A 12,117-nucleotide genomic window follows, 5' to 3' on the forward strand; every position below is an offset into this window, starting at 1 on the left:
GCCGCCCGCACCTCCCCCCCCCCCCCGCGCCCCGCGCGCCCCCCCCCCCCCCGCGCCCGGCCCCCCGGCGCGGCGGGCCGGGCTGTGTACCGGTCCGGTCTCGGCGGGTGTGTGGTGTCCGGTGAACGGTGACCGCGGCGGTACCGTTCCGTGACAGCCGCGCGACAGACCGTGGGAAGGCAGACCGTCATGAACCCGTGCCGCGACTCGCTCTCCTGCACCTGCTCCCAGCAGCACCTCGCCGAGCAGGCCCGGGCCTGGTCGCTGCCCCGCCACCGGCGGCCCGCGCAGGCCGGGACGGCCCAGGCCTTCGACTCCTTCCTGTCGAAGTGGGGCCGGGCGCGCCGCGAGGATCTCCGGTCGATGGGCCTGTGACCTGCACGGATGCACCAGCGGCGGGCAGCGGCGAAATATTCTCGGCGAATTCCGGCCGGGGATGTCGAAACCGCGGCGGCGGCGTCGACCTCCCCACGAGGCGCCGGGCGACGGCGCGGACGAGTGAGGAGAGAACCGTGAAGTACATGCTGCTGATGCAGTTCAGCGAGCGGACCGCCGACTTCCCGAGGATCGACACCTGGACGCCGGAGGAGATCCGGGCGCACATCGCGTTCATGCGGGACGCCAACGCCAAGCTCGCGGCCGACGGGGAGTTCGTCGACGCCCAGGGCCTGGCCGGCCCGGAGACGGTGCGGATAGTGAAGGCCGCCGGCGACGGCGCGGCACCACTGGTCACCGAGGGCCCGTTCCCGGAGACCAAGGAGTTCCTGGCCGGCTGGTGGATCGTCGACTGCGCGGGCCCCGAGCGCGCGGTGGAGATCGCCGCGTACGTGTCGGCCGCCCCCGGCCCGGGCGGTGCGCCGCTCAACATGCCGATCGAGGTGCGCCAGGTGATGTCGGCGCCCGACGGGGAGCTGTGAGCCCGTCCGGGACGGACGAGGGCGTCGACGGCCTGCTGCGCGAGCTCGCGCCGCGGGTCGTCGGCGTCCTCACCCGCCGTTTCGGGGACTTCTGCGCCGCCGAGGACGCGGTGCAGGAGGCCCTTCTGGCCGCCGCGGTGCAGTGGCCGGAGCAGGGCGTGCCGGACAACCCGCGGGGCTGGCTGATCCAGGTCGCCGCCCGGCGGATGGCGGAGCAGGTGCGCGGTGAGCAGGCCCGGCGGCGGCGCGAGGAGGCGGTGGCGGCACGGACGCCTGCCGACCGGCTGACGGCGCCCGCGGCGGACGAGGACGGGGCGGGCGACCGCGACGACTCGCTGACCCTGCTGTTCCTGTGCTGCCACCCGGTGCTGCCGCCCGCCGCGGCGGTGGCGCTGACGCTGCGTTCGGTCGGCGGCCTGACGACCGGTGAGATCGCGCGCGCGTTCCTGGTGCCCGAGCCTACGATGGGCCAGCGGATCAGCCGCGCCAAGCAGCGGATCAGGGCGTCGGGCGTGGCGTTCCGGATGCCCGCGCCGGACGAGCTGCCGCGGCGGCTGAACCTGGTGCTGCACGTGCTGTACCTGATCTTCAACGAGGGGTATGCGGCCGGCGCCGGCCCGGAGCTCCAGCGGGTCGACCTCTCCCTGGAGGCGATCAGGCTGGCCCGGGCGCTGCACTCGGCCGTGCCGGAGAGCAGCGAGGCCGCCGGTCTGCTCGCCCTGATGCTGCTGACCCATGCGCGCAGCGCGGCCCGGACGGGCCCCGACGGCGAACTCGTCCCGCTGGCCGAGCAGGACCGCGGCCGCTGGGACGCCGCAGCGATCGCGGAGGGCATCGGCCTGGTGACGGCGGCGCTGCCGCGCGGACCGGTCGGGCCGTTCCAGGTGCAGGCGGCGATCGCCGCGGTGCACGACGAGGCGGCGACCGCCGACGGGACGGACTGGCCGCAGATCCTCGCGCTCTACGGCGTGCTCGCCCGGCTGTCCGACTCCCCGGTGGTGGCGCTTAACCGGGCGGTCGCCGCCGCGATGGTCGACGGGCCGGAGACCGGCCTGGAGCTGCTGGCCGCGTTGGAGGCGGACGGGCGACTCGCCGGAAACCACCGGTTCTACGCGGCCCGGGCCCACCTGCGGGAGCTGGCCGGGCAGACGGATACGGCGCTGGCCGACTACCGCGCCGCGGCGGCGCGGACGGCGAGTCTGCCCGAGCAGCACTACCTGCGGCTGCGGGCCGCCCGGCTGGCCACCGCCCCCGCCCCCGCCGAGCCCGCCGGCCCCGCGCCCGCGGGCCCCGCCGCGGCCGACTGAGGGACCGGCCGTCAGCCGCCCGCGCGGGCGGCCGGCCTGCGGGCGAACAGCACGGCCCGCGGGAGCTGCTCGTCCCCGTCGGGTTCGCGGTGCAGCTGCGCGTGCACCGGCAGACCGACCCTGGGCCAGCAGGGCGGCCACCTGCTCCGGGCGGCGCCAGTACAGGTCGAGGGTGATCTCCCGCCCGAACGCCGACGTGCGGTGAACCGGGCCGTCACCGACCTGGAAGACCGGCAGCAGGTGCCCGCCCGGCGCCGGGCCTCGCCGGAACTCGGCGAACACTCCAGGGAGTTCGGTGTCGGGCAGGTGGATGGTCGAGTAGCGGGCGACGATCCCGCCGAGCGAGGCGTCCGGCACGTCCAGTGCCGTCGTCGACCCTCCTCGAAGCGCAGGCCCGGGTGGGCGCGCCGGGCCAGTTCGACCATCCGCGGGGGCAGGTCGACCCCGAAGGTGCGGAGCCCACGCCCTGCGGAGCCACCCGCCCTGCGGAGCCACCCGCCCTGCGGAGCTACCCGCCCTGCGGCGTCCCGCCCAGGTCGTGGACCGCCCAGCCGAAGCCGTCGGCGGTGACCGTGCCCGGCCCGAGCCGGACGCCGGAGCCGGCCAGCAGGGGTGCACCGCCCTCCCGCAGGGCGGCCGCCGGTGCGCCGCCGGCCGTCAGCGCCACGGACGCCGTCTCGCGGCCCGGGTTGACGGTGACCAGGTAGCGGTCCCCGCGCAGGTACACCAGCGGGTACCCGTCGTGCAGGACCTCGACGGCGCCCGCGCGCCCGAGCCCCGGGGCGGTGCGGCGCAGCGCGATCAGGCGGCGGACGGTGTGCAGCAGCGAGTCGGGGTCGGCCAGCTGGCCGGCGACGTCGGGGCGGTCCGGGTCCGGGTCGAGCGGGAGGTAGTGGCGGTCGGCGGGCGCGGTGGAGAAGCCGGCGTGCGGTGTGCCGTCCCACTGCATGGGGGTGCGCGAGCCGGCCCGGTTGTAGCGGGGGCCGAGCACGCTGCCCTCGCGGTCGGGCAGCCCGGGGACGTAGCGCATGCCGATCTCGTCGCCGTAGTAGATCGCGGGCAGGGTCGGCCAGGTGAGCTGGAAGGCGAAGGCGCAGGGCAGCTGTTCGGCGGTGCGCGGGCCGCAGGCGAGCCGGGAGAAGTCGTGGTTGGAGGTGGGGAGCACGATCGGCGGGGCGCCGCCGAGGTCTCGGGCGGCGGACTGCCACGCGTCGAGGAACGGGCGCGGGGAGCCCTTCGCCTCGGCGTCGAAGTAGCAGTCGGCGGCCGGCCAGGAGGACTGGTCGGTGCCCTGGCCGTTGTGCCACAGCGAGCGCAGCGGGCGGCCGTCGGTCGGGCCGCCGAACTGGAGCAGGAAGTCGGCGTGGAAGCCGGCCGGCAGCGCGGCGGCCGGGTCGCCCCACTCGGCGAGCAGGGCGGCGTCGGGGTGCGCGGCGTCGAGCCAGTGCCGGAGTTCGGTCCACAGCCGGCTCGTCTCGCGGCGCCCGGGGTCGTCCTTGACCAGCGAGTACGCCATGTCGACCCGGAATCCGGCGAGGCCGAGGCCCAGCCAGTGGTCCATGATCCGCCGGAGTTCGGCCCGATTGGCGCGCGGCCCTTCGGCGTGCGGGCTCTGCCGCCAGGGCTCGGCGGGGTCGGTGCGGGCGTACCCGAAGTTGAGCGCGGGCTGGGAGTCGAAGAAGTTCGGCAGGTAGGCGCCGGGGCGGCGGCCGGGTGAGCGGACGAAGCGCTCGGGCGGTTCGGCCTCGCTGCCGTCGGTCCAGATGTAGCGGTGGTCGGCGGGGTCGTCGGCGGCCGCGGTGAACCACGGGTGGCGGTCCGAGGTGTGCCCGGCCACCAGGTCGAGCAGCACCCGGATGCCGCGGCGCCGCGCCTGGGCGACGAGTTCGGCGAGGTCGTCCTCGGTGCCGTAGCGCGGGGCGATGCTCAGGTAGTCGCTGACGTCGTAGCCGGCGTCGAGGAAGGGCGAGGCGAAGCAGGGGTTGAGCCAGACGGCGTCCACACCGAGCCAGGCGAGGTGGTCGAGGTGCTCGGTGATCCCGGCCAGATCGCCGATGCCGTCGCCGTCCGAGTCGGCGAAGGACTGGGGGTAGATCTGGTAGAGCACGGCGTCGGCGAGCCAGGCGGGGGCGGGGCGGTGCAGGGTCATCGCGCGGTGCTGCCTTCCCGGTCGCGGCCCGGCGCCCGGCGGCGCCGGTGTCCACGGGTGGCCTGCCCAGGGCGGCGGCCCGCCAAGCCTCCGGGCACGCATCCGGCCCCGGGACCCGCAGGCGTGACCCGCACGTCCCGGGCGCGCTCCGCTCGCAATCCGGTTGCCGCCGGCGCGGGGGCAGTGGTCGGATGCGCGGGTGGAGATCCTCCTGGAGACCGAGCGGCTGGTGCTGCGCCGCTTCACCACCGCGGACGCCGACGTGCTGGCCGCGCTGCACGGCGACCCCGCGGTGATGCGGTACATCGACGACGGCCGGCCGGTGCCGCGCGCGGTGGTGGTCGGCGAGACGCTGCCGGCGATCCTCCGCGGGTACCGCGACCTGCCGCCTGGGCAGGGCCGCTTCGCGGCGGTCGAGCGCGCCACGGGCCGCTTCGCGGGGTGGTTCGCGCTGGGCCCGGCGGGGACGCCCGGGCTGCGCGGCGGCACCGAGCTCGGGTACCGGCTGCGGCCGGCGCTCTGGGGTCGCGGCCTCGCCTCGGAGGTTGCCCGCGCCGTGGTCGACAGCGCATTCGCCGATCCGGCCACCGAGCGGGTGGTCGCCACGACGATGGCGGTCAACGCGGCCTCCCGCCGGGTCATGGAGCGGGCCGGCCTGGTGTACGTGCGGACGTTCTTCGAGCCGTGGCCGGACCCGATCGAGGGCGCCGAGCACGGCGACGTGGAGTACGCACTGACCCGGGCCCGGTGGGCCGGGCGGGACACCGGGCAGGCCACCGCGCCGGGCGCCGACCTCCCGGCCGGGTGAGGCTTCGGCCCCGGCCGAACCGTCCGGCGCCGACAATCGGCGGTATGGACACGGACACTGCTTCCCCGACCGGACCGGGCACCGACCTCGCCGCGGTCGCCGGGCTGCTGGCGAGCCCGACCCGCGCGGTGTTCTGCACCGCCCTGCTCGACGGGCGGGCCTGGACGCCCGGTGAGCTGGCGCGGCAGGCCGGGGTGGCGGCGTCGACCGCCACCGAGCACCTGAACCTGCTGGTGGCGGGCGGGCTGCTGGCCGAGGTCCGGCAGGGCCGGCACCGGTACGTACGGCTGGCCGGCCCGCACGTGGCGCAGGCCGTCGAGCACCTGGTGGCGCTCGGACCGGGCCGCGCCGCCCCCGTCCGCTCGCTCTCCGCCGACGGCCGCCGCCGGGCGCTGGCCCATGCCCGGACGTGCTACGACCACCTCGCCGGGACGGTGGGGGTGGCGGTCACCGATGCCATGGCGTCCCGGGGGCTGCTCGACTGGACGGCCGGGCTGCGGCTCACCGCCGCGGGCGCGGTCTGGCTGGAGGGCCTCGGCATCGTCGTGCCGGACGGCTCCCGCCGCCCGGCGGTGCTGCCCTGCCTGGACTGGACCGAGCGCCGCCCGCATCTGGCCGGGGCGGTCGGCGCCGCGTTCTGCCGGCACGCGCTGGACGCCGCCTGGCTCACCCGGGTGGGCAGCACCCGGGCGGTCGCCGTCACGGCGGCGGGCCGGGACGCGCTGCACGTCCACCTCGGCCTGGCTCCGGAGCTGCTGCGCCCGTGAAATCTCGCATTAAAGACCTGGGAAACTCCGGTTGAACATTGCATGAGACTATAGCGGCGCTTGACTCGATGCCTCCGTCGACTTAGCGGTCTTTACGCGGTCAAATCGGACATAAAGTCGGCACTTGATGCACAGAGTGATTCGAATGTTCTTCACGATGCGCCCACCCCCGCCCGGGGCGGGCGCGAGAGGGTGACCTGATGGTTCGTCAAGAGAAGAAGCCTCGCAGCCGAGGCCGCAAGATATTCCTGGCCGGCTGCGCGGGCCTTCTCGTGGTATTGCTCGCGGGTGGGGGCGTCGCCCTGTTCGCGTACCACCACCTCCAGGGCAATATCGACACGGTCGACATCAATCAGGCGCTGGGCGAGGACCGCCCCGCGCCGCTGCCGACCGGCGCCCAGGACATCCTTGTGCTCGGCTCGGACTCCCGTTCGGGCGTGAACGGCGACCTGGCCGGCGGGAACGTCGGCGGCACGGCCCGGTCGGACACCGCGATGGTGGTGCACATCCCCAAGGGCCGCTCCAGGGCCACCGTGGTGAGCATCCCGCGCGACACCCTGGTCACCCGCCCGGCCTGCACCACCACCAAGGGCAAGCAGCTGGCCGCGGCGCAGCGGGTCATGTTCAACTCGATCTACACGGTCGGCGGCCCGCCGTGCGTGGTGAAGACGGTCGAGACGATGACCGGCCTGCGGATGAACCACTACGTCGAGATCGACTTCGCCGGGTTCAAGGAGCTCGTCGACGCGATGGGCGGGGTCGAGGTCACGGTCGACACCCCGATCGACGACAAGTACAGCGGCCTCAAGCTCGACGCGGGCACGCACACCCTGGACGGCACCCAGTCGCTGGCCTTCGTCCGCACCCGGCACGGCGTCGGCGACGGCAGCGACCTGGGCCGGATCGGCCTGCAGCAGAAGTTCATCCTCGCGGTGCTGACCCAGCTGCAGCGGCAGAACGCCTTCGACAACCCGGCCAAGCTGTACGGCATTGCCGACGCCTCCACCAAGGCCCTCACCACGGACTCCTCGCTGGGCTCGCTCTCCAGCCTGGCGACCTTCGCGCAGAGCATGCGGGGGCTGAAGTCGAGCTCGATGGACACCCTGATGCTCCCGGTGGCGTACGACCGGATCGACCCCAACCGGGTCGTCCCGGCCGAGCCGCAGGACCAGCAGCTATGGCAGGCCCTGCGGGACGACCACGCGGTCCCCGCCGCGGCCCGGAAGTCCCCGGCCCACGGCGGCAGCTGAGCGGCACACCCGCGGCCCGGCCCGATCGGGCCGCGACACCTCATCTCCGGCCCCTCGCCGAGCACTCGGCGGGGGGGCCGGATCGCATCCGGAGGCCGGCCCGCCTCATCGGCGAGAGTGGCATGCCCCTTTCAATTATCGGAGATTGCTGTCACGCTTCGATTCGGCCTCAGGGGTGGGAGCGCCTCCCTGCGGTCACCCGCACGGTCGGTGACGGCCTGTCAGTTCGCAGCGCCCCCCTCCGCATCGCCGGGCGGCTCCCCCACGGGCGCTCCTGCATCCGAAGAGGATCCGATGCGAAGCAGACTGCTCCCCCTGCTGGCCGGGGCCGTGCTCGTCGCGGCAGCCGGCACGGCGACCCTCAGCGCCGCCCCGGCCAGTGCCGTCGCCTGCACCTCCGGCCAACTGATCGTCAACGGCGGTTTCGAGTCCGGCACGTCGCCCTGGACGGCATCGAGCGGGGTGATCACCAGCGGCGGCGGGCAGAGCGCCCACGGCGGCACCTCGTTCGCCTGGCTGGACGGGTACGGCTCCTCCCACACCGACACCCTCTCGCAGACCGTCACCGTGCCCACCGGGTGCTCCAAGGCGACGCTGAGTTTCTGGCTGCACATCGACACGGCGGAGTCCGGCAGCACCGCCTACGACAAGTTGACCGCGAAGATCGGCAGCACCACGCTGGCGACGTACTCCAACGCCGACGCGGCCACGGGCTACGTGAAGAAGAGCTTCGACGTGACCGCGTTCGGCGGCCAGACCGTCGCGATCTCGTTCTCCGGCGTGGAGGACTCCGGCCTGCAGACCAGCTTCGTCCTGGACGACCTGGCCCTGGACCTCGCCGCCGGCGGCGACACCACCCCGCCGCCGACCTCTCCCCCGCCGACCACCCCGCCGCCCGCCGACGCGACGCGCACCCCCGCCGCCCCCGCGTACACGGTGAGCCTGAGCAGCGACTCCACGGGCGCGGTCTGGACGGGGCACGAGAGCGTGTCCTTCACCAACGCCTCCGCCTCGCCGCTCACCGAGGTCTACCTGCGGCTGTGGGACAACGCCCACGGCAGCTGCCCGACCACGCCGATCACCGTCACCAACGTCACCGGCGGCACCGCCTCTCCGCTCTCGGTGAGCTGCACCGCCCTGAAGGTCGCCCTGCCGTCCCCGCTCGGCCAGGGCCAGAGCGGCACCGTCGGCTTCGACCTCGGCATCAGCGTGCCCAGCGGCGCCGACCGGTTCGGCAAGGACGGGGCGTTCAGCTTCATCGGCAACGCCCTGCCGGTGCTGGCGATCCGCGACGCCGCCGGCTGGCACCTCGACCCGTACACCAACAACGGCGAGTCGTTCTACTCGCTGGCCTCGGACTTCGACGTGACGCTCGACCACCCGACGAGCCTGCTGGTGCCCGCCACCGGCACCTCGGTGGACACCCCCGGCGCCTCCGGACGGACCGTCACCCGCGCCACCGCCGCCAAGGTCCGCGACTTCGCCTGGGCGGCCGGCCCGTTCAGCAAGGTCTCCGGCACCTCGCCGGCCGGCGTCAAGGTCAACGTCTACGCCGTCAGCGGGATCAGCACCGCCGACGCGCAGTCGATGCTCTCCACCTCCACCTCCGCCGTGGACGCCCACGCCCAGCGCTTCGGGGCCTACCCGTACGGCGAGCTGGACGCGGTGCTGGACAACAACTTCTGGTTCGGCGGGATGGAGTACCCGGGCTTCGTGCTCGACCTGGTGAGCACCACCGCGCTCACCCACGAGATCGGCCACCAGTGGTTCTACGGCATCGTGGGCGACGACGAGTACAACAGCCCCTGGCTGGACGAGGCGTTCACCGACTACGCCACCGACCTCGCGCTCGGCAAGACCGGCTCCGGCTGCTGGAGCAGCGTCTCCTGGTCCTCGTCGGCGGAGAAGATCACCAACTCGATGGCGTACTGGGACGCGCACTCCTCCCGCTACTCCACGGTCATCTACACCTACGGCAAGTGCGCCCTGCACGACCTGCGCCGACTGATCGGCGACACCGCGATGACCAAGCTGCTGCACGACTACGCGCAGTCGCACTGGTACGGCGTCTCCACCACGGCCGAGTTCAAGGCCGCGGCGCAGGCCGCCACGACCACCGACCTGACGTCCTTCTGGACGCAGCACCGCATCGACGGCTGACGCCGCCCGCCGCGCCCCGGTCCGGTGCCCTGCGCCGGGCCGGGGCACGGCCGTGCCGGGCCCGGTGCGCAGCCCCGGGCTGCCCGGCCCTACGGGCTCAGGGCGCCGCCGGCCCGTCCAGCAGCCGCAGCTGCGCGGTGATGCGGTCGGCGGACCACGGGGTGAGCCAGGCCCGGTGGTCGGTGCCGTAGCCGCGCGGCACCGCCTCGACCCGCATGATCAGCGCGAGGTGGATCCGGTACGGCGCGAGCCGCACCCGGGCCGCCGCGTCGACCCGGAGGCCGGGGTCGGCCGACCGATAGCCGGCCACCAGGTCGGGGGGGGGGTCGGCCGCGCCGGGCGGGGGGGGGGCGCCCACCACGGCGGGGGGGGGCCCGCACAATGGCCCCGCCCCCGCGGGAACTGCCGGCGAGCCCCCGCCCCCCCCGGGGGGCGGGGGCCGCCCCACCGCACCCCGGCCACCCGGGCGGGGTCGCCCCCGGCCGCGCCGAGCGGGACGCGCCCGACCAGCTCGGCGAGCGGATCCCCGAAGAAGGCCCGCTCGCCGTCGATCAGTCCGGCGATCCGCCAGCCGCCCGGGGCGTCCGGGCCGCCGCCCGCGCCGTGCGGCCCGCCGGCGAGCACGATGTTGCCCTCCCAGGCGTCGAAGTGGACGAGGGCGGGCCGGCGCACCTCGGCGAGCGCCGCGGCGTGCCGCGGCGGCAGGCCGGCCGGCAGCGGCGCCGGTGCGGGCAGGTCCACGCCGAAGCGGTCGGCGTCGGCGAGCACCGCGTGCAGCATCCCGGTGAAGGCGGTGGGCCAGTCCGCGGCGGACAGGCCGGGCCCGGGCTGCGGGTAGCCGAAGGCCGGCCCGGTGACGGTGGCGATCCGGGCGGCGAGTTCGCCGAGGCGGCGGCGCAGCGAGGAGGCGGGCGGTGTTGTAGCAGCCGCCGCCGAGCCGGTGGCAGGCGACGGGTGCGGCGTCCGGGCCGAGCAGGCCGGCGAGCAGGCGGCGGACGGCCTCGGCCTCCTCCGGCGCCGGCGCAGCCCCCGGTACGGTTGCGGCCGTGCTCGGGCTCGGGGTCGCGTCGGCGGGAGCCGGCACGGGTTCACCTCACGGTCGGCGGCCCCCCGGGGTCGCGGCGGGGGCGAGTCCAACGACCGGCAGGGCACTTGTCTCACGGCTTGAAGAAAGCCGGGGAAGGCCGCGGACCGGCCGCGGACCTCTTGAGTCGACTTTGAGGCCCCATAGCTATGACTTATGACCCCATAAGCCCGAGGCGCGTACCGGAGCACCGGGGCGGCGGCGATCGTTGCAGCACAACGGTGGCGCGGCCCGTCCAGGGCCCGCTGCCGCCTGCCGAAGGAAGGTCACGCCATGCCTCGCCCCGTCCGGGTGGCGATCGTCGGATCCGGCCCCGCCGGCATCTACGCCGCCGACGCCCTGCTCAAGTCCGACGCCGCCGTCGACCCGGGGGTGTCGATCGACGTCCTCGAGCGGCTTCCGGCCCCGTTCGGGCTGATCCGCTACGGTGTGGCGCCCGACCACCCCCGGATCAAGGGCATCGTCACCGCCCTGCACCAGGTGATGGACAAGCCCCAGGTCCGGTTCTTCGGGAACGTCGACTACCCCGCCGATCTCGCCCTGGACGACCTGCACCGCTTCTACGACGCAGTGATCTTCGCGACCGGCGCCGAGGCCGACCGCGACCTGGCGATCCCCGGGGACGACCTGGACGGCTCGTACGGCGCAGCCTCCTTCGTCTCCTGGTACGACGGGCACCCCGAGGTGCCCCGCACCTGGCCGCTGGAGGCGGAGCGGGTCGCCGTGCTGGGCGTGGGCAACGTCGCGCTCGACGTCGCCCGGATCCTGGCGAAGACCGCGGACGAACTGCTGCCCACCGAGATCCCGGCCAACGTGTACGACGGCCTCGCCGCGAACCGGGCCGTCGAGGTACACGTCTTCGGCCGCCGCGGCCCGGCCCAGGCCAAGTTCAGCCCGATGGAGCTGCGCGAGCTCGACCACTCCCCGACCATCGAGGTGATCGTCGACCCGGAGGACATCGACTACGACGACGGCTCGATCGCCACCCGCCGGGCCAACAAGCAGGCCGACATGGTCGCCTCGACCCTGGAGAACTGGGCGATCCGCGACACCGGCGACCGCCCTCACCGCATCCACCTGCACTTCTTCGAGTCGCCGGTGGAGATCCTCGGCGAGGACGGCCGGGTCGTCGGGATCCGCACCGAGCGCACCGAGCTCGACGGGACGGGCAACACCCGCGGCACCGGCGCCTTCCGCGACTGGGACGTCCAGGCGGTCTACCGGGCGGTCGGCTACCGCTCGGACGAGCTGGCCAAGCTGCCCTTCGACCCGCTGTCCGCCACGGTGCCGCACGAGGCCGGCCGGGTGGTCGAGAACGGCACGCACCTGCCGTCCACGTACGTCACCGGCTGGGTGAAGCGCGGCCCGGTCGGCCTGATCGGCCACACCAAGGGCGACGCCAACGAGACCGTCGCCTGCCTGGTCGAGGACCACCGGGCCGGACGGCTGCGGGCGGCCGAGTCGCCGGAGGAGGACGCGATCGTCGCGTTCCTGGACGAGGCGGGCGTCGACTACACCACCTGGGACGGCTGGCACCGGCTGGACGCCCACGAGCGGGCGCTCGGTGAGCGCGAGGGTCGCGAGCGGATCAAGGTCGTCGAGCGTGCGGCCATGCTGAACGCCTCGGCCAGCGCCCGCACGGTGCGCGAGAGCTGACCTGCCGCCGCCCGCCCCC

General features: G+C 74.8%; 11 protein-coding genes. 8 read left to right on the top strand and 3 right to left on the bottom strand.

Annotation, left to right across the window (positions count from 1 at the left end):
* Positions 1–189: 189 nt before the first annotated feature.
* From ACFV0G_RS22965 to ACFV0G_RS22975, 3 genes are all read left to right on the top strand, one after another.
* A complete protein-coding gene (locus tag ACFV0G_RS22965; RefSeq protein ID WP_380550904.1) occupies positions 190–375 on the top strand; it encodes a hypothetical protein in 186 nt (61 codons plus the stop codon).
* A 146-nt stretch (positions 376–521) separates the two neighbouring features.
* The gene (locus ACFV0G_RS22970) at positions 522–917 is read left to right on the top strand and encodes a YciI family protein (RefSeq protein WP_380550935.1); all 396 of its coding nucleotides are present in this window, start codon (positions 522–524) and stop codon (positions 915–917) included.
* A complete protein-coding gene (locus ACFV0G_RS22975) occupies positions 914–2,224 on the top strand; it encodes an RNA polymerase sigma factor (RefSeq protein ID WP_380550907.1) in 1,311 nt (436 codons plus the stop codon). Before ACFV0G_RS22970 ends, ACFV0G_RS22975 begins: the two co-directional genes overlap by 4 nt.
* Before the next feature lie 508 nt (positions 2,225–2,732).
* Here ACFV0G_RS22975 and ACFV0G_RS22980 read toward each other — a convergent pair.
* Positions 2,733–4,373: an alpha-amylase family glycosyl hydrolase gene (locus tag ACFV0G_RS22980; RefSeq protein ID WP_380550910.1), complete on the bottom strand. Its 1,641-nt coding sequence runs from the start codon at positions 4,371–4,373 to the stop codon at positions 2,733–2,735.
* 199 nt (positions 4,374–4,572) lie between these two features.
* Here ACFV0G_RS22980 and ACFV0G_RS22985 point away from each other — a divergent pair, with 199 nt between their 5' ends.
* From ACFV0G_RS22985 to ACFV0G_RS23000, 4 genes are all read left to right on the top strand, one after another.
* A complete protein-coding gene (locus ACFV0G_RS22985; RefSeq protein WP_380550913.1) occupies positions 4,573–5,181 on the top strand; it encodes a GNAT family N-acetyltransferase in 609 nt (202 codons plus the stop codon).
* Positions 5,182–5,225: 44 nt separating this feature from the next.
* The gene (locus ACFV0G_RS22990) at positions 5,226–5,948 is read left to right on the top strand and encodes an ArsR/SmtB family transcription factor (RefSeq protein WP_380550916.1); all 723 of its coding nucleotides are present in this window, start codon (positions 5,226–5,228) and stop codon (positions 5,946–5,948) included.
* A gap of 200 nt (positions 5,949–6,148) precedes the next feature.
* On the top strand, positions 6,149–7,198 hold the full coding sequence (locus ACFV0G_RS22995; RefSeq protein ID WP_380550920.1) for an LCP family protein: 1,050 nt from the start codon (positions 6,149–6,151) through the stop codon (positions 7,196–7,198).
* Between the two features lie 294 nt (positions 7,199–7,492).
* Positions 7,493–9,358, top strand: coding sequence for a M1 family aminopeptidase (locus tag ACFV0G_RS23000; protein WP_380550923.1), 1,866 nt, complete (start codon positions 7,493–7,495; stop codon positions 9,356–9,358).
* Between the two features lie 97 nt (positions 9,359–9,455).
* On the opposite strand, the gene ACFV0G_RS23005 is transcribed toward ACFV0G_RS23000, so the two are convergent.
* Together ACFV0G_RS23005 and ACFV0G_RS23010 are read right to left on the bottom strand one after the other, a co-directional pair.
* A complete protein-coding gene (locus tag ACFV0G_RS23005) occupies positions 9,456–9,614 on the bottom strand; it encodes a hypothetical protein (RefSeq protein WP_380550926.1) in 159 nt (52 codons plus the stop codon).
* Positions 9,578–10,450 (bottom strand): hypothetical protein, encoded by an 873-nt coding sequence (locus ACFV0G_RS23010; protein ID WP_380550929.1) that lies wholly within the window; start codon positions 10,448–10,450, stop codon positions 9,578–9,580. The genes ACFV0G_RS23005 and ACFV0G_RS23010 overlap by 37 nt, the downstream gene beginning before the upstream one ends.
* A gap of 265 nt (positions 10,451–10,715) precedes the next feature.
* On the opposite strand from ACFV0G_RS23010, the gene ACFV0G_RS23015 reads away from it, so the two are divergent.
* A complete protein-coding gene (locus ACFV0G_RS23015) occupies positions 10,716–12,098 on the top strand; it encodes an FAD-dependent oxidoreductase (RefSeq protein WP_380550932.1) in 1,383 nt (460 codons plus the stop codon).
* Positions 12,099–12,117: the final 19 nt, after the last annotated feature.

Origin of the sequence: Kitasatospora sp. NPDC059571, assembly GCF_042735675.1 — a bacterium.
Taxonomy (GTDB): domain Bacteria; phylum Actinomycetota; class Actinomycetes; order Streptomycetales; family Streptomycetaceae; genus Kitasatospora.

Bases quoted from the DNA above. Each gene is read 5' to 3' on its own strand.
- ACFV0G_RS22965 (WP_380550904.1), top strand. From the start codon at position 190: ATGAACCCGTGCCGCGACTCGCTCTCCTGCACCTGCTCCCAGCAGCAC.
- ACFV0G_RS22970 (WP_380550935.1), top strand. From the start codon at position 522: ATGCTGCTGATGCAGTTCAGCGAGCGGACCGCCGACTTCCCGAGGATC.
- ACFV0G_RS22980 (WP_380550910.1), bottom strand. From the start codon at position 4,373: ATGACCCTGCACCGCCCCGCCCCCGCCTGGCTCGCCGACGCCGTGCTC.
- ACFV0G_RS22990 (WP_380550916.1), top strand. From the start codon at position 5,226: ATGGACACGGACACTGCTTCCCCGACCGGACCGGGCACCGACCTCGCC.
- ACFV0G_RS22995 (WP_380550920.1), top strand. From the start codon at position 6,149: ATGGTTCGTCAAGAGAAGAAGCCTCGCAGCCGAGGCCGCAAGATATTC.
- ACFV0G_RS23000 (WP_380550923.1), top strand. From the start codon at position 7,493: ATGCGAAGCAGACTGCTCCCCCTGCTGGCCGGGGCCGTGCTCGTCGCG.
- ACFV0G_RS23015 (WP_380550932.1), top strand. From the start codon at position 10,716: ATGCCTCGCCCCGTCCGGGTGGCGATCGTCGGATCCGGCCCCGCCGGC.